General features: G+C 70.9%; 13 protein-coding genes. 3 read left to right on the top strand and 10 right to left on the bottom strand.

All coding sequences use genetic code 11. The features are described 5' to 3' along the window. The first annotated feature begins 172 nt into the window (after nt 1-172). Complete coding sequence (locus G443_RS14540) at nt 173-1534, top strand: alginate O-acetyltransferase AlgX-related protein (RefSeq protein ID WP_162147268.1); 1362 nt, start codon at nt 173-175, stop codon at nt 1532-1534. Nucleotides 1535-1662: 128 nt separating this feature from the next. On the opposite strand, the gene G443_RS14535 is transcribed toward G443_RS14540, so the two are convergent. The 7 genes from G443_RS14535 to G443_RS14505 all read right to left on the bottom strand — a co-directional run bounded on the left by G443_RS14535 (nt 1663) and on the right by G443_RS14505 (nt 9228). After that, nucleotides 1663-2517, bottom strand: a complete 855-nt coding sequence (locus G443_RS14535; RefSeq protein WP_026417578.1) for a metal ABC transporter permease — start codon at nt 2515-2517, stop codon at nt 1663-1665. Further along, nucleotides 2514-3374: a metal ABC transporter ATP-binding protein gene (locus G443_RS14530; protein WP_026417577.1), complete on the bottom strand. Its 861-nt coding sequence runs from the start codon at nt 3372-3374 to the stop codon at nt 2514-2516. Before G443_RS14530 ends, G443_RS14535 begins: the two co-directional genes overlap by 4 nt. 49 nt (nt 3375-3423) lie before the next feature. Further along, entirely contained in the window at nt 3424-4482 is a 1059-nt protein-coding gene (locus tag G443_RS14525) for a metal ABC transporter solute-binding protein, Zn/Mn family (protein WP_026417576.1), read from the bottom strand. A gap of 309 nt (nt 4483-4791) precedes the next feature. After that, nucleotides 4792-5901 (bottom strand): ABC transporter ATP-binding protein, encoded by a 1110-nt coding sequence (locus G443_RS14520; protein ID WP_026417575.1) that lies wholly within the window; start codon nt 5899-5901, stop codon nt 4792-4794. Between the two features lie 146 nt (nt 5902-6047). Beyond that, complete coding sequence (locus tag G443_RS14515) at nt 6048-6968, bottom strand: sugar ABC transporter permease (RefSeq protein ID WP_026417574.1); 921 nt, start codon at nt 6966-6968, stop codon at nt 6048-6050. A gap of 1 nt (nt 6969) precedes the next feature. Then, on the bottom strand, nt 6970-7962 hold the full coding sequence (locus G443_RS14510; RefSeq protein WP_026417573.1) for a carbohydrate ABC transporter permease: 993 nt from the start codon (nt 7960-7962) through the stop codon (nt 6970-6972). A gap of 3 nt (nt 7963-7965) precedes the next feature. Beyond that, nucleotides 7966-9228, bottom strand: coding sequence for an extracellular solute-binding protein (locus G443_RS14505; protein ID WP_026417572.1), 1263 nt, complete (start codon nt 9226-9228; stop codon nt 7966-7968). 252 nt (nt 9229-9480) lie between these two features. On the opposite strand from G443_RS14505, the gene G443_RS14500 reads away from it, so the two are divergent. Then, complete coding sequence (locus tag G443_RS14500) at nt 9481-10521, top strand: LacI family DNA-binding transcriptional regulator (protein WP_026417571.1); 1041 nt, start codon at nt 9481-9483, stop codon at nt 10519-10521. Nucleotides 10522-10652: 131 nt separating this feature from the next. Further along, nucleotides 10653-11753 carry a LacI family DNA-binding transcriptional regulator gene (locus tag G443_RS14495; RefSeq protein ID WP_081715225.1) on the top strand — a complete coding sequence of 367 codons (1101 nt, stop codon included), beginning with the start codon at nt 10653-10655 and terminating at the stop codon, nt 11751-11753. Between the two features lie 106 nt (nt 11754-11859). Here G443_RS14495 and G443_RS14490 read toward each other — a convergent pair whose 3' ends face one another. The 3 genes from G443_RS14490 to G443_RS14480 form a co-directional block, all read right to left on the bottom strand. Further along, nucleotides 11860-12729, bottom strand: a complete 870-nt coding sequence (locus G443_RS14490; protein ID WP_026417569.1) for a class II glutamine amidotransferase — start codon at nt 12727-12729, stop codon at nt 11860-11862. A gap of 634 nt (nt 12730-13363) precedes the next feature. Beyond that, complete coding sequence (otsB, locus tag G443_RS14485) at nt 13364-15898, bottom strand: trehalose-phosphatase (RefSeq protein ID WP_026417568.1); 2535 nt, start codon at nt 15896-15898, stop codon at nt 13364-13366. Nucleotides 15899-15941: 43 nt separating this feature from the next. Continuing rightward, nucleotides 15942-17384, bottom strand: coding sequence for an alpha,alpha-trehalose-phosphate synthase (UDP-forming) (locus G443_RS14480; RefSeq protein ID WP_026417567.1), 1443 nt, complete (start codon nt 17382-17384; stop codon nt 15942-15944). Nucleotides 17385-17565: the final 181 nt, after the last annotated feature.

The raw sequence follows: 17565 nt of genomic DNA, 5'->3' as shown, positions 1-17565 counted from the left end.
GGGTGTGGCGGCCAGCCCTCACGGTCGGCGGCGGACCTCGTCACCCACCTCTCGGCGGGTGGCGAGCCCAGTCCCGGGCAGGTGCGGACGGACGGCCGTCGCGCACCGCTGGTGGCCGGGCGAGATCCGGGTTTCCGACCTGGGGAGAACCCCGGCTCGTTACCGTGTAGTGGTGGTAGCGCAGGGGAGCCGGGAGTCCACGGGCTGGCAGCCGAGCACTCCGGGGCCGGAGGAGCCGCCGGGCGGCCAGGGCCTGCCCGAGGTGCACGAGTCCTGGCTGCCGAGGGAGCACTCGCTGTACCGCCCGAGGCACGGTGGCAGGCAGCTGGTCGCCCTCGTGTCCGCCGCGGTGTTCTTCGGTGCCCCGTTGGCCGCGTACGCGGTGGGAGCGCGGGCGGCGGAGATCGAGAACCGCCCGCTGGTCGAGTTCCCGTCACTCTCGGAAGGCTGGGGTTTCGTCACCGGCCTGTCCCAGTGGGCCACGGACAACCTCGTCTTCCGCGAGGCGGCGGTCCACGCGGCGGACGGCATCAGTCGGGGGGTCTTCGACGACGGTTCGCCGTTCGGTGGCCAGCGTGGCGGCTCCCCGCTCGACCAGGGGCCGATCGCTCCGCCCGTCCCGCAGGAGGACACGCCCCCCTCGGAGGACGGCCCGTTGATCCTCGCAGAGTCCAGCGAGGTCATCGAGGGCAAGGAGGGGTGGCTCTACTACGGCTACGACATCGAGGGGAAGTGCTCCCAGAACCGTCCGATCGACGACACCATCGACGGCATGCGTGAGCTGCGCCGGGTGGTGGAGGAGTCCGGCCGACGGCTGGTGGTGCTGGTCGTGCCGGACAAGAGCACCGTGGTCCCGGAGTACATGCCGGACCAGTACCCCGGGATGGACTGCGCCGAGGAGGTGCGGGACGAGCTGTGGCAGCGGTTACCGGACGAGACCGGCGCGATCGATCCCCGGGTGAACCTGATGCAGGGCGGAACCGCCGCCTCCACCTACCACCGGCTGGACACGCACTGGAACGACGAGGGCGCCATCATCGGGCTGCGGCGGATCGCCGAGGCGGTCCAGCCGGGGGTGACGCGGTCCTGGCGCACCGTTCCCGACGGCCGGTGGGACCACAGTCCTGACCTCCCGCCGCTCCTCGGGCGCGCGGAGACCGAGGAGACGACCCGGTTCCAGCTGCGACCGGACGGCCGGACCGACCGCACCCGGGCGCGCACCACCCGGATCACCGAGCCGGTGCGTTTCGAGTCGGAACCGATCGAGGGAACCGTCCCCGAGAAGGTGGCGATGCTCGGTGACTCCTTCATGATCTCCACCAGCCGCTACGTCCCCGCCGCCTTCAACGATCTGACGTTGATCAGTTACACCGTCGCGCACACCGACCGCCAGCTCATGTTGGACGTGCTCGCCGACAGCGAGGTGATCGTCGTGCAGGCGGTGGAGCGGGTGTTGGCCAGCGGGGTGGCTCCCTTCGCCGATCCCGAGGTGGTGGCCGACATCGAGCGGACCCTGTCGGCCAACCCGCGCTGAGGCCTGGCGGGCGGGACCTGGCGGAGGTGGCCGGCCCGGCTTCCTCGACGGCCTGGCGCCTCCCGTGCCGCTCCGGACCCCGCCTCCTCGCCCCCCGGGGCTGGGCGGCACGAGGACGGGCCTCCCGATCAGCCGGACGCGACCAGCCGGCGGTGTCTCGCGCCGCCCACGAACCGGCAGACGAGGTAGATCAGGAACGAGATGGCGGTGACGAAGCTGCTGATCGGCACGCCAGGGGCCAACGAGAGCACGATGCCACCCAGGACGGCGATCTCGGCGAAGACGACGGCGAGGAGCGCGGCGAGGGCGGGGTTGGCGGTCACACGGGACGCGGCGGCGCCGGGCGTGACCATCAGCGAGAGCACCAGCAGCGCGCCGACGATCTGCACGGCCAGGGCGGTGGCGATGCCCACGAGCACCGCGAACACGGGTGTGAGCACCCGCACCGGGACCCCCCGCGCGACGGCGACACCAGGGTCGACGCTGGCGAACAGCAGCGGGCGGTAGAGCAGCGCGAACACCAGGATCACCGCGAGCGCGGAGACCGAGAGCAGCACGATCCCCGTGGAGCTGACGCCCACGATCTGCCCGACCAGCAGGCTGAACTTGCTCGACGCCCGCCCCGGGTACAGGGAGAGCAGGAGCACGCCCAGCCCGAGGCCGAACGCCAGCACCGCGCCGATCACCGAGTCGCGTTCGCTGCCCCGCTGCCCGAGGAGCCCGAGGATGAGCGCGGCGACCACCGCGCCGAGCAGGGCGCCGGTGCCCACGCTCCAGCCGAGGAGCAGGGCGGCGGCGGCGCCGGTGAAGGCCAGCTCCGCCGTGCCGTGGACCGCGAAGGACATGTTCCTGGCGACCACGAGGGGGCCGAGCACGCCGGACACCAGGCCGAGGACCGCCCCAGCGAGGAGGGCGTTGCGCACGAATCCGAGCTCGAGGAGGTTCAGCGTCGTGTCGATGTCGAAGAGGGCGTCGAGGTTCACGGCTGTCGTCCCTCGGTCTCGTCGGAGACGTGGTGCGGTTGTTCGGTCTCCAGACCGCCGCCGAGGTCGACGCGGTGCCCGCTCTCGGCCATCACCATGATCCGGTCGCCGAGCCGCAGGACGCGCACCGGCGTCCGGTACAGCTCCGACAGCACCTCGGAGGTCATCACCTCGTCGGGCGGGCCGATCCGGAACCGTCCGTCCACCAGGTAGAGCACCCGGTCCACCACCGGCAGGACGGGATTGATCTCGTGGGTGACGAAGACGACCGCGGCGTCCCTGTCCCGTGCGGACTCGGCGATGAGCTCGCTCACCATCCGCTGGCTCGCGAGGTCCAGGGAGAGGAGGGGTTCGTCGCAGAGCAGGACGTCGGGGGCGCCCACCAGCGCCTGCGCGACCCTCAGCCGTTGTTGTTCCCCACCGGAGAGCAGACCGAGGGGTCTCGACGCGTACCCGGTGGCGTTCACGGCCTCGACGGCCTCGCGGACCCGCCGCCGTCGGTCGGCCCGGCCTCGCAGTCCCAGCCCCCACCGGTGGCCGTCCAGGCCGAGGCCCACCAGGTCCGTCCCCCGCACGGTGACGGTGCTGTCCACCGCCCGCTGCTGCGGGATGTACCCGATGCGGCGGGAACCGCGGCGCACCGCGGTGCCGCCGATCTCGACCTCGCCGCCGCTGAGGGGCTGGAGGCCGAGGAGCACCCGGAGGAGGCTGGTCTTGCCCGAGCCGTTGGGACCGAGCACGGCGACGAACTCGCCTGGCATCACGTCGAGGTCGAGCCCGTCCCACAGCACGCGGTCGCCGTAGGCGAGGCGGGCCGAGCGCAGCCGCACGGCTGGCGGGCGGTCATCGTGGATCATGGTTTCCGTCCGGTGGGCAGGGGCCGGTGGACGTCCCGGTCGAGCGCGGTCAGCGGCCCAGCGCGGCCGCCAGGGCGTCGACCTGGTCGGTCATCCAGGCCAGGAAGTCGTCCTGGCCCTCCGGCAGTGTCTCGGTGAATTCCACCACCGGCATCCCCGCCTGCTCCGCGCGGCTCAGCATCTCGTTCGTCACACCGGTCTCGGTCTGCGGGTTGTTGATCATCACGTCGGCCTCGCCGCCGTCGATGATCTCGTTGATCTCGGCGATGACGGCGGCGGGCGGGTCGGTCTCGTTGTGCATCGCGAGGTGCATGCCGGCCGGGGTCAGATCGTGGATGTGCGCGTCGGCGAGCAGGTAGGTGGCCACGGACTCGGTGGAGAGCACGTGCGGGTGGCCGCCGTCCTCGCTTTCGCCGAGTTCGGCCACCGAGGTGGCGAGTTCGTCGATCCCGTCCTGGAACTCCGCCAGGTTCGACCGGTAGCCGTCGGCGTTGTCGGCGTCGAGTTCGCTCAGCTCGTCCGCGATCCGCTCGGCGACCTCGGACACCACGGCCAGGTCGTACCAGACGTGCTCGTTGTCCTCCGCGCCGTGCTCGTGGGAGTGCTCGTCGTGGTCGTGGTCGTGGTCGTGGTCCGCTGGTTCCTCGTCGTGGCCGTCCTCGCTGTGCTCGTGGCCGTCCTCGCTGTGCTCGTGCCCGTGGTCGTGGGAGTGGCCCTCGACCCCGGCCACGGCGGCGGCCTCGACTGCCGGGGTGTCCAGGCCCTCCGAGGCGATGATCTGGCTGACGAACTCGTCGTACCCGGCGCCGTTGTGCACGATCAGGTCGGCGCCCACCAGCTCGGCCGCGTCCGAGGGCTGGCTCTCGTAGGAGTGGGGGTCGGCGCCAGCCTCGTCGATGATGGACACGACCTCGACGTTCGAGCCACCGACCGCGGCGGCCACGCTGCCCCACACGTTGGTCGAGGCGACCACGGTCAGCCCGGAGGAGCCCTCACCGGCGTCGGCGGCGTCACCCTCGCCACCGTTCCCGCCGCAGGCGGTGATCAGGGCCGCGGTCGCGGTGAGGCAGCCCACCGTCAGCCAGTGCCGTCGATTACGGAGGGTCATAGCATTGCCTCTTTCTGCCCCCGGCGCAGGGAATGGAAACCGTTACCGTTTGCAGTGTAGACGCAGTTCGGTGTGGTTCCGCAATCCCCGGCCGGAGTCGCCGCGCGGAGCTCCCAGGGCTGGTGTGCGCAGCACAGCGGCCCCGGAGTGACTCCGGGGCCGGTGTGGTTGGTGGGTGCGAGGTGCGTCGTCACCCTGCGCCGCGTGGCGTTGGCACTTCGCTCCCGACGCCACCCGCCGCGTACGTTCCGTGATCGTCATTCCCTCCCTGGGGGGAGGTCCGTGTTCCGCGAGGTGAAGAGGTGCGGGTCAGGCCGTGGGAGCCTTCGTGGTCTCCAACCTCGCCCCGGACTCGGGGTGGAAGAGGTGCACCTCGTTGTCGTCGCGCAGGGTCACGTTCACCGTGGAACCGATCGAGGGCGGGGTGCGACCGTCGGTCCGGACGATGAAGCGCTCCGCCGTGCCGCCGATGTCCACCGAGCCGTAGACGTAGGCGTCCGCGCCCAGCTCCTCGACGAGGTCGACGGTGAGCTTCATGCCCACCTCGTCGCCCCCGGTGAGGCGCAGCGATTCGGGGCGGACCCCGAAGGTGATGGTCTTGGCGTCGTGACCGGCCACCACCGACCGGGGCAGCGGGACCGTGAGGCCGTCGAGGACCGCGCCCTCGGACGTGAGGGCGACCGTCTTCAGGTTCATCGCCGGCGAACCGATGAAGCCAGCGACGAAGGAGTTCGCCGGCCGCTCGTAGAGGTTGCGCGGGGTGTCGCACTGCTGCAGGAGGCCGTCCTTGAGCACCGCGACGCGGTGCCCCATGGTCTGGGCCTCGACCTGGTCGTGGGTGACGTAGATCGTGGTCGTGCCCAGCCGGGCCTGGAGCGCGGCGATGTTCGCACGGGTCTCCACCCGCAGCTTCGCGTCGAGGTTCGACAGCGGCTCGTCCATGAGGAAGACGGCCGGCTCCCGGACGATCGCGCGGCCCATCGCGACCCGCTGCCGCTGACCACCGGACAGCGCCTTCGGCTTGCGGTCGAGGTAGGGGGTCAGGTCGAGCATCTTCGCGGCCTCGGCGACCTTGGCCTTGATGGTCTCCTTCGGCACGCGGCGCAGCTTCAGCGCGAAGCCCATGTTCTCGCCCACCGTCATGTGCGGGTACAACGCGTAGGACTGGAAGACCATCGCGATGTCCCGGCCCTTCGGCGGCGTGTGCGTGACGTCGTTACCGCCGATGTGGATGGCGCCCTCGTCGACGTCCTCCAGGCCGGCGAGCATCCGCAGGGCGGTGGACTTGCCCGAACCGGACGGGCCCACGAGCACGAGGAACTCACCGTCGTTGACCTCGAGGTCGAGCTGGTCGACCGCTCGGACGGGCGGGTTGCCCGGGTAGACCCGGGACGCTTTGACGTAACTGACTCCGGCCATGCGGGCCCTCCGGTTTCCGTGTCCGCGCTTGCTCTCGCGGGAACACATCTTGACGCCGAGTGGAAGCAAGACGACGTACTCGTTGACAGGGACGGAACTGACCAGGACCGCCACCCGCGAGGGCCAGGACTCCGCCCTCGAAGCGGTCAACCCTTGACACTGCCTGCGGCGAGCCCTGAGACCAGGAACCGTTGCACGAGGTAGAAAACCACGGCCGCGGGGATCGCCACAAGGATGGAAGCAGCCGCAAGATGGCCCCATTCGGTCCGGTTCTGCTGAACGAACACCTGGAGGCCCACCGCCAGGGTCTTGGACTGGTCGGCGGCGGAGAGGAAGGCCGAGGCGAAGGCCACCTCACCCCACGCGGTGATGAACGCGTAGAAGCCGGTGACCGCCAGGCCAGGCCTGGCCAGCGGCAACATCAACCGCCAGAAGACCCCGAACGGCGAGAGCCCGTCCATCCGGCCGGCCTCGTCGATCTCGCGGGGGATGCCGTCGAAGTAGCCCTTGAGCATGTAGGTGCAGAACGGCACCGCGGTGGTGCAGTACACGAGCACCAGCCCACCGGCCGACCCCTGAAGGCCCAGGCTGAGCAGCAGGTTGTAGAGCGGCACGATGAGCACCGCGAAGGGGAACATCTGCACGACGAGGAAGAAGAACAACAGCCCTCGGCCGCCGGGGAAGTTGAACCGGCTCACGGCGTACCCGGTGCTCGCCGCCAACATGACCGCGAGGACCGTCGTCAGCCCCGCGATCAGCAGCGAGTTCCCGAACCAGGCCAGGAAGTCGCCCTTCTCGCCGGCGAGGATGCGCGCGTAGTTGTCCAGGCTCGACTCGTTGATCAGGCTCGGACTCGCCTCGATGGCGCGGGAGTCCGGCTTGAAGGAGGTCACCAGGACCCAGAAGACGGGGAAGACGGCGATCAGCGAGGCGACCACCAGCGCGGCGTGCAGCCCGAAGCTCGCCGCCGGGGAACGCCGGCCGCGGTGACCGGACCGGGGCGGGGCGGGACGGCGCCCGCCGGACGGGCCAGCCCGGCCGCTCGTCTGGAGCGAGGTCACGTCCATCTCAGTCGGCCTCCTGTGATCGCAGGGCGCGCAGGTAGACCCCGGCGAAGACCAGCAGGACGGAGAGGATGAGGACCCCGTAGGTCGAGGCGATCGCGTAGTCCCTGGTGGCGCCGGAGAAGAAGCGTTCGAACGCGTAGGTGATCAGGATGCGCGTGTGCGGGTTCTGGCCGGTGATCAGGTAGATGACCGGGAACATGTTGAACGTCCAGATCACGCCGAGCAGGATCACGGTGCTCGACACCGGGCGCAGCCCGGGCAGGGTGATCTGCGTGAAGCGTTGCCAGGGGGTGGCGCCGTCGATCTCGGCGGCCTCGTAGAGGTCACCGGGAATGGACTGGAGGCCGCCCAGGAGCGCGACCATCATGAACGGCACCCCGAGCCAGACGTTGACGATGATCACGGCGACCATCGCCACCGGTGACTGGCCGAGCCACACCGGGGTGGGCAGGCCGACCGAGCCCAGCAGCCAGTTGATGAGCCCGTAGTCGGCGTTGAACAGGTACCGCCAGGCGAAGGCGCTGACGAAGGCGGGGACCGCCCAGGGGAGGATCAGCAGGATCCGGTAGAGCGTCCGGAACCGCATGGGACGGTTCAGCAGCAGTGCCAGCCCCAGGCCGATGCCGTAGTGGAACGCGACGCAGATCCCCGACCACACCAGGGTTCGGAGCAGCACCCCCCAGAACGACCCGTAGGCCGGATCCCCGGAGAGCACGTTCAGGTAGTTCGCGAGCCCCACGACGTCGTAGTCGGCCTCCCGGCCGAGCACGGGGTTCGCGATGTTGCCCTCGTTGATGTTCGTGAACGTGAAGAAGACACCCTGGGCCAGCGGGAGGATCACCAGCCCGCCGACCACGACCACCACCGGCAGCACCAGGGCGTAGGCGTACCAGTACCGGTCGAGGAACCGCCGGACGCGCCCGCGCCGCTCGGTGCCGCCCCGGGGGCCGGGCCGGCGGTGCTCCGCCGCCGCCCCCGTCGTCGTCGCGACCACGGCTCAGCCGATCGTGTAGTCGGGAACGACGGTGTCCTGGTACGCGGTGGCGACCTGTTCTGCCGCCTCCGCCGGGCTGAGGTTGCCAGCCAGCACGTCGGCGTAGCCGATCTTGAGCGGGTCGAACAGCTCGTTGCCCTCGGCGATCCAGGGGCGCGGGTGAGCCCGCTCGACGGCCGCGCTGAACGCGGAGACGACGGGGTGCTCGGCCACCTCCGGGTCCTCGTACACCGACTCCCGGGTGGGCAGCAGGCCGAGCTCCACGGCCACCGTCGTCTGCGCCTCCACCCCGCTCATGCACTCGATGAGGGAGACCGCGTCGTCGGTGCGCTCACTGCCCTGCCGGATGACGTAGTCGTGGCCGCCGACCGGTCCGTTGCCGTCCCCGTCGGCGGGGCCGGGCAGCGGCGCCACTCCGAGGTTCTCCGGGTCCTGGAAGGCCGCCCCGTCGAGCAGGTCGGCCACCGCCCACGGCCCGTCGACGATCATCGCCACCTCGCCGGAGGCGAAGGCGGCCTTCATGTTCCCGTAGGAGTTGCCCGGGTCCTGGGCGGTCCTGGCCGCGCCCTCGTCCAACAGCGCGCGCGCCGTCCCCAGGCCGGCCACGGCCTCGTCGGAGTTGACGACGATGGTCTGGTTCTCGACGTCGAGGAGGTCGCCGCCGGCCGAGTAGATGAAGGGCAGGGCGTAGTAGCCGTCGTTGTTCACGAAGAACGCGGAGTCCCCGCCGAGGTCGGGGGCGATGTCGAGCAGTTCCTCCCAGGAGGTCGGCGGTTCGACGCCGGCCTCGTCCAGGAGCTCCCGGTTGTAGAGCAGGGCGAGCGTGTCGGTGACCTGCGGGACGGCGTAGGTCGCGCCGTCGAACTGGGTGGAGCTCCAGGGGGTGGCCAGGAAGTCGCCCTGGTCGTCGAGGCCGGTTCCGGCGAGGTCCTGGATCAGGCCGTTGTGGGCGAGCTGGGCGACCCAGGCCACCTCGGCCCTGAGCACGTCGGGGCCCTGCCCGCCCTGCGCGGCGTTCTTGAAGTTGTTCAGGGCCTGGTCGAAGGCGACCTGTTCGACGGCGACCTCGAAACCGCCGCTCGCCGCGCAGCCCTCGGCGAGGTCGCGGAAGACCGCTGACTCACCGGGGCCGCTGGTGTCCCAGAAGACGACCGGCCCGTCCTGGTCGTCTGATCCGCCGGAACCGCCACAGGCGGTCATCGCCAGCACGCAGCCGAGTCCCAGCACGCCGGTTCGGCCGAGGGTGTTGAGGGTGTCACGCCGCATCGTCGCTGTCGTCCCCTCTGTGGACGCGCCGACCGCCCGGACTGGCGGCCGAACTGAAATTTTTTGCAAGCTGTGTGACGCGAATTGCATACCCGTGAGCCAGCTCACGTCAAGGTCCTTTGGGTAACCAAGCCGTAACAGCAGGTTCTTGGGGCCACCTGCCGGGTGAAGAGGTTTGAAAAAACGTGCCGTCACCGGCACGCTACGGCCATCGGCGTGCGCAGGACGCGCAGGAGAAAGGGGCGACCCGCTGTGGCCGGACTATCCGAGATCGCGAGCGCGGCCGGGGTCAGCGTCTCCACCGTCAGCCGGGTGCTGAACCGGCGGGCCGGGGTGAACCACGAGACCAGGCAACGGGTGCTGGCCGCGCTGGCCGAGCTGCCGCACACCTCCCGGGGCGTGGCGGCGCTGGGGAGGACGGGGGTGGTCGGCCTCCTCGTTCCCGAGCTGTCCAACCCCGTGTTCCCCGCCTTCGCCGAGGCGTTGGAGACCAGGGCGGCCCGGGCGGGTTTCTCGTGCGTGCTGTGCAACACGCGGTCCTCGGAACCCGACAGCCTCGGCGAGGAGCAGTACGTCGGGATGCTGCTCGCCAGGGGGGTCACGGGGATGATCTTCGTGTCGCCCGGGATCGCCAACGTCAGCCCCGCGCGACGGACCGCCAGGAGCGCCTACTACCACCAGCTCGTCAACGACGGGGTCCGCGTGGTGTTCGTCAACGGCGGGGTGCCCTCCGCGGACATCCCGGACGTCGCCGTCGACGAGCAGCTCGCCGGCTACCTGGCGACCCGCCACCTCCTCGACCTGGGGCATCGCCACATCGGTTTCGTCAGCGGGCCGGCCCGTTCGCTGCCGTCCCGGCTGAAGCACGCCGGCTGGGCCACCGCCCTGGAGGAGGAGGGGCTGGCGGCGAGGCCCGCCCTCGTGTCCCACGCGCCCTACGGGGCGGGCGGCGGTGCCAGGGCGCTGGGGGAACTGCTGGACAGGGAGCCGGTGACGGCCGTCATCTGCTCGTCCGACCACATGGCGCTCGGCGCGATCCGGGAGTGCCATCGGCGGGGGGTGTCCGTGCCGGACCAGCTGTCGGTGATCGGCTTCGACGACAGCCCGCTGGCCGACTACTGCACCCCGCCGTTGACGACGCTGGCGCAGCCCATCGCGGAGATGGCGCGGGCGGCGGTCGAGGAGTTGGCCGCCCGGCTCGACCCCGACGCCGGGGCGCAGCCGGTCGGGGCGCACACCCGGATCTTCCGGCCGAGGCTGGTGGTCAGGGAGTCGACGGCGCCCCTTCGCTGAACTCCCGGAACCCGGTGCGGGCCCCCACGGGTGCGGGGCGGCCGGCGACGGGGCACGCGCGGAAAATACCCGCGTCGTGGCGTGGGTCGCCCTGGCTTCACCAATTGGTTCTGAACCGTTACGGTCACTTCATGGTGCGGTCCATCAGTTCTCGCCGGCCGGCAACCCTGGCCTCGCTGGCGGCGGAGCTCGGCGTGTCCAGGACAACGGTGTCCAATGCCTACAACCGTCCTGACCAGCTCTCACCCGAACTCCGGCAACGCGTGCTCGAAGCCGCTCGTCGGGTCGGCTACCCCGGTCCGGACCCGGTCGCGCGGTCCCTGCGCACCCGCAAGGCGGGCGCGCTGGGTCTCCTGCTGACCGAGAACCTCTCCTACGCCTTCCGTGACCCCGCGGCCGTCAGCTTCCTGGAGGGCCTGGCGCTCTCCTGCGAAGCCGCGGGGCAGGGGCTGTTGCTGGTCCCGGCCAATCCCGAGCGGGAGGACCTCGCCGCGGTGCACCGGGCGGGGGTCGACGGGTTCGTCGTCTACTCGGTGCCCGACGACGATCCCCACCTGGCCGCCGTGCTGGAGCGCCCGGTGCCCACCGTCGTCTGCGACCAGCCCAGCCTCCCAGGGGTCGACACGGTCGGCATCGACGACGGTTCCGCGATGACCGGCATGGCCGACCACCTCATCGGCCTGGGGCATCGACGGGTCGGGGTGGTGTGCATGCGGCTCGGACGCGACCGCAACGACGCCATCGCCTCGCTGGACCGGCAGCGGTCAGCGCACTTCCACGTGCAGCGCGCCCGGCTGGTCGCCCTCGCCGCGGCCTTCGAGGCGGTTGGGGTCCCGTGGGCGCAGGTACCCGTCGTCGAACGGTTCGACCACAGCGTCGAGTCCGGCGCCTCGGCCACCGCCCGGATCCTGGATCTCGACCCTGAGATCACGGCCGTGGTCTGCACCTCCGACATCCTGGCGCTCGGCGCGCTCGAGGAGGCCAGGCGTCGCGGCCTGCGCGTGCCCCAGGATCTGACCGTGACCGGCTTCGACGGCATCGCCGAGGCGGAACGGGTGGGGTTGACCACCGTGGTGCAGCCGGTGCGGGACAAGGGCGCGGAGGCGGGCCGGCTGCTACGGGAGCAACCGGACCACGGCCGTCCGAGGAAGATCGTCCTGCCGACGAGCCTGCGGACCGGTAGCACGGCCGCGCCACCACGGAACAGCCAGGAGCGCTGGTTCGGGCCGTGACCGGCCGGCGTTCTCCGCGCCGGCCGGTGGTCGGCCGCCCCGGGGACGCCCTCCGCATCCGGGCGGGGTCGGATGTCCGCTGGGGTTCGCTCGCGGGAGCGTGAGTTCAACGGCCCCGTTGGGACCGTGCTGCCGTCTCCCCCAGGTCGTCCAGGGTGAGCCGGTGCCGGGGCGGCGAGTCCAGCACGGTCCGCCGCCTCGTCCGCAGCCGGTCGTCGACGTGCAGCAGCTCGCCTGGTGCCAGTGATCGCCAGTCCGGGCTCTCGTCCATCGGTTCGCTCGCGACCACGACCGAGGAGCAGCCCGCCAGGGCGTCCGAGCGGACCCGGACGGTTCCCGCCGCGCTCGCGTGGTCCAGGTGCCGCCGGCGCCCGTTCGGCGGAACCACGCGTTCGAGGACGACGAGATCGTGCGTCTCCGGGTACCGCAGGGCCCACAGCTCCGTCGGTGTCGTCAGGACCACGTTGAGCGCGTAGACGGGCAGGTTCTCGGCCACCCACCGCGCCGCCTCGGTCAGTCCAGCACCGACGTCACCGCCGTTCCGCTCGGTGTAACGGGTGACCAGGGCGAGGAACCGCTCCGAGTCGGTGTCCCCCTCGACGAGGGACAGGTGCCGGCCCAGTTCGCGCTCCAGGACGGGCAGGTCCCCGATCACGCCGTTGTGGGCCAGCATCCGCCCCCGTTGGAGGAACGGGTGCGTGTTCTCGGGCCTGGCCGGCCCGGAGGAGGCGTAGCGGATGTGCGCGAGGAACGTGGTCGACTCGCGGTGCCGCGCCTCCTCCGCGAAGGCCCGGTCCTCGTAGGCGGCGATCGGCTGCTTCTCCACGAGGGGGAGGCCGTCCTCGGTGAAGGTCCCCAACCCGGTGCCGTCCGGTTCGCGCCGGCTCTGCTCCGCCAGGCTGTCCGAGACGTCGAGCAGCCAGAAGGTGGCCGACATCCGCCGGGGCGCACCGGACAGGCCGAACAGTCGACACATGAGCACTCCCCGCTCTTCGACCGGCAACGGTCCTCCCAGCGTGACCGCCGGCCGGCCCGCCGGCGCGCCGATCAGCCAGGGCGGGCGCGCGACCCGTCCAACGGCGGCGACCGGCCCCGGGACAACGGCCACTTCCGGCCAACATGCTCGTCCGAAAGGGTGAAGTCCGCGAGCCGTGACGGCGGGCGCCCCACCCGGACGCCGAGCCCGGTGACCGCACCGATCGAGGTGAGGGCCGCCAGGCACCGCCCCATCCGCGAGCCGCCAGATGCCCAGTTCCCGCTGATGTCGGCCACCCCCGGCGAACCTGGACGGGTTCGAGGCGCAACCGACCGGGCGGCGGCCGTGGTGACCTCCGTGGAGCGGCGGGTCTCGCTGTTCTTCGGCGTGGGGAAGGGGACCCGGTCCCCGCGCGCGGGAGGTGAGGAGAGGTCGACGGGTGGAGGCGCCGGGGGAACGCGCCCGAGCCCGCGTTGGTGGAGCAACGGGTTCACCGGGTCGGCGGGAGGGCACGCGGCCCCGGCCACGGGGGCATGCCCCGAGCAGGCCGGCCGTCCACACCCGGAAAAGCCGACGGGGCCCGCCGTTCTCGGCGGGCCCCGCGACGGAACTCATCCCCGGGAGGGGAGGAGCGTCAGACGGCCTCGGACAGCAGCCTGGCGCACCGGATCAGACCCACGTGCGAGTAGGCCTGTGGGTGGTTGCCCAGCGACCGCTCCGCGATGGGGTCGTACTCCTCCGGAAGCAGCCCGGTGGGGCCGGCGGCGTCGACCAGCTGTTGGAACAGGTCCTCCGCCTCCGTCCGCCGACCGGTCAGCAGGTAGGCCTCCACCATCCAGGCCGCGCAGAAGTGGAAACCGCCCTCGTCCCCGGGCAGCCCGTCGTCCCGGCGGTAGCGGTACACCGTCGAGCCGCTGCGCAGCTCGGACTCGATCGCCGTCACCGTCGACTGGAACCGGTCGTCGGTCGGGTCGATCAGGCCGGAGAGCCCGACGAAGAGGGAGGCCGCGTCCAGGTCGACCCCGTCGTAGGCGGTGGTGAAGGACTGGACCTCGTCGTTCCACCCGTTCTTCAGCACGTCCCTGGCGATCTCGTCCCGCAGGGGCTCCCAGGTCGGGTCGACCTCGCGGCCGTAGCTCTCCGCCAGCCGCACCGCGCGGTCCAGGGTCACCCAGCACATGACCTTCGAGTAGACGTGGTGCCTGGGCGCGTGGCGCTCCTCCCAGATCCCGTGGTCAGCCTCGTGCCAGCGGCGGGACACCGCCTCGGCCATGGCCGTCACCAGCCGCCAGTCGTCGTCGGTGAGCTTGCCCCTCGACTCGGTCAGCATGGCGATCAGATCCACCACCGGGCCGAAGACGTCGAGCTGCACCTGCTGGTTCGCCAGGTTGCCCACCCGGACGGGGCGCGAACCCGCGTAACCCGGCAGGGTGTCGATCACGGCCTCCGGTGGGAGGTTGGTGCCGTAGATCGTGTAGAGGGGGTGGAGCCGTTCCGGCCCCGGGAGGGTCTCCAGAACCCGGTGCAGCCAGTTCAGGAAACCCTCGGCCTCCTCGTGCGACCCGAGCGAGACCAGGGCCTGGGCGGTGAGAGCCGCGTCCCGCAGCCAGCAGTACCGGTAGTCCCAGTTGCGGACACCACCGATCTCCTCCGGCAGCGAGGTGGTCGCCGCGGCCATGATGGCACCGGTCTCCGAGTGGCACAGCCCCCGGAGGGTGAGCGCCGAACGGGCCACCAGGTCGGTCTCCACCGGCGGCAGCGACAGCCCCTGGACCCAACTGGACCAGTACTCGCCCGCCCGCTGCCGACGCTCCTGCTCCGCGATCTCGCCCGGCCCGAGGTCGTCGGTCCCGCAGCGCAGCTCGAGCACCACGTCGTGACCAGGGGAGGGCTCCACCACGGCACGCGCCGACTCGTGCATGCCGTCGGAGGTGATCTCCCAGACGACGCCGGGAGCGCGCAGGACCATCGGCTCCGAGGTGCCCACGACCCGGAGGCCGTCGGCCTCCGCGATGAGGCGGACCGGCACCTGGCCGAACTCGGGGCGGGGAGCGAACTCGACGCTGGCGGTCGTGTTGCCCGAGACGACCCGGACCACGTCCGTCCGGTGGGAACTGGAGTAGTGGTCGAGGTAGTCGGTGACCAGCAACCGGGACCAGCGGGTTTCCACCACCATCGTCCCGGGCAGGTACCGCTGGCCCAGTGGGAGGCCGTTGCGGTTGGGCTTGATGGAGAAGTGGCCAGCGGTGGGACCGCCGAGCAGGTCGGCGAAGACCGCCGCCGAGTCCGGCTCCGGGTGGCAGAGCCAGGTCAGCCGGGCGTCCGGGGTGACCAGGGCGACGGTTCGCTCGTTCGCCAACATGCTCAACCGCTCGATGGGCGGAGCCTGCTCACCGAACAACCAGGTGCGCCGTTCCTCCAGGAGGAAGGCGAGGACCGTCGCGACCGCCTGGGCGTCGTCCACCCGGTAGGCGGCGGCGGTGTCGCCGGGGCCGACCTTGATGCCCATGTCGGGGCCTTGGAGGCTCCGGAAGGCCTTCTCGTCGGTGACGTCGTCACCGAAGAACAGCGCGGCGGTCGCGCCCACCTGGTGGCGCAGGGTGTCCAACGCGTTGCCCTTGTTGGTCTGCACCACGGCGAGTTCGATCACCGCCTTGCCCTCGGTGACCTGGACTCCGTCCCAGGTCGCCGGGCCGGTGCGCACCGTCTCCAGCACGCGTTCGGCGACGGCTGGTTCCGCTCGCCGCACGTGGACGGCGACACTGGCGGGTTTCACCTCCAGGTGGATTCCCTGTCCCTCGTCGGCGAGGGGATCGAGTTCGGACTGGATGCGGCGGAGCAGCGTGGTGGCCTCGGCTCCGAGTTCGTGGACGAATCCCACGTCGAACTCGGAGCCGTGGCTGCCCACGAGGTGCACCTCCGCGGGCAGCCGGGACAACGCGGCCAGATCACGGAGTGCCCGGCCGGAGATGACCGCGGTGACGGTGGCGGGCAGCGCCGCCAACGACCGCAGCGCGTGCACCGACTCCGGTAGCGGCTGGGCATGGTCCGGGTCGACGACAATGGGAGCGAGTGTCCCGTCGTAGTCACAGGCGACCAACAGGCGCGGCGTCCTCGCAAGCTGGACGATCGCGCGCCGAAGTTCGGCTGGGAGGGCCTCGGCGGTCAACGCCTCCTCCTCACGGCGTCAGGGATGGGTAAACGAATGAACCTTAGCGGTTCGGCTGCGCCCCCAAAGCCTCGAGAAAAGATCGCGCCCAGCGATCGACGTCATGATTGAGAACTTGACGCCGCAGCGCGCGCATCCTACGGCGTCCCTCCGCCGGGTCAATGTTCAGGGCAGCCTCAAGCGCGTCCTTCACGCCCTCCAGATCGTGGGGATTGACCAGGAAGGCACTCGTGAGTTCGGCGGCGGCTCCCGCGAACTCGCTGAGCACCAGCGCGCCGCCGAGGTCGTTCCTGCAGGCCACGTACTCCTTGCAGACCAGGTTCATCCCGTCGCGGACCGGGGTGACTACCATGACGTCGGCAGCGCAGTAGAAAGCGACGAGGTCCTTGCGGTCGATGGACGAATGCAGGTAATGGACCGCCGGTCGGCCGAGGCGGCTGAACTCGCCGTTGATGCGCCCGACTTCCCGCTCGATCTCCTCCCGCATCTTTTTGTAGTGCTCCAGACGTTCTCGACTTGGAGTCGCCAACTGCACCATGACCGTGTCCGAGGCGTCGACCCGTTCCTCGGCCAGCAGTTCGCGGAAGGCGTGTAGCCGCAGGTCGATGCCCTTGGTGTAGTCGAGCCGGTCCACGCCCAGCAGAATTCGCCGGGGGTTGCCGAGGTCCGCGCGCAGCTGCGCCGCCCGCCGCGCGCTCTCCTCGCTCGCGGCCAGCTGGTCCAGCGACGAGGAGTCGATCGAGATCGGGAAGGCGCCAACGCGGACGGGGCGGTCCCCGACCTGGACGACTCCGGGGCGGTTGCGCACCCCCACGCTGCCCTTGGTGGGTTGGAACCCCGCCAGCCTCCTGGCGAGCCAGAGGAAGTTCTGCGCGCCACCCGGACGGTGGAAGCCGACGAGGTCGGCCCCGAGCAGTCCTCGCACGATCTGGGTGCGCCAGGGGAGCTGCATGAACAACTCGACCGGGGGGAACGGGATGTGGAGGAAGAAGCCGATGCGCAGGTCCGGGCGGAGGTCCCTGAGCATGGCCGGGACCAGTTGGAGCTGGTAGTCCTGCACCCAGATGGTGGCGCCCTCGGCGGCCACCGACGCGGTGGCCTCCGCGAACCGCTGGTTGACCCGCACGTAGACGTCCCACCACGTCCGGTCGAAGACCGGGGTGGCGACGACGTCGTGGTAGAGGGGCCACAGGGTCGCGTTGGAGAAGCCCTCGTAGTAGTCCCGGAACTCGTCCGAGGACAGGCTGACCGGGTGCAACCGCAGGTCGCCGTCCTCGAAGGGAGCGACGTCGGCGTCGGCGATGCCCGGCCACCCCACCCACGCCCCCTTGCGGGCTCGCAGGAACGGCTCGAGCGCCGTCACCAGCCCGCCAGGGCTGTGACGCCAGCGCTCCGTCCCGTCGGGCAGTCGTTCGAGATCGACCGGAAGGCGGTTGGCGACCACGACGAAGTCGGCACCCGTTGAAGCTGGTGTCGTGCTGCCCACTGGCCAGGCCTCCTCAGCAGCGACGAGAGTCGAACGGTGTGGCCACCTGCCCCGACCTCCGTTGGCCCTGGTGGCAGCCGGTGACTCTCCGTGTCATCCTCCATTGTTGAGGCTAGCCACAATTCGTGCTGATTGGTGGACGCAGTAAGCGCGATCACATGACCGTGAGTAGTTGAATCGG

The sequence above is a fragment of the Actinoalloteichus caeruleus DSM 43889 genome, assembly GCF_000429185.2.
GTDB lineage: Bacteria > Actinomycetota > Actinomycetes > Mycobacteriales > Pseudonocardiaceae > Actinoalloteichus_B > Actinoalloteichus_B caeruleus.
The sequence above is the reverse complement of the archived record's forward strand: the minus strand, read 5'-3'. Positions and strand labels throughout refer to the sequence as shown.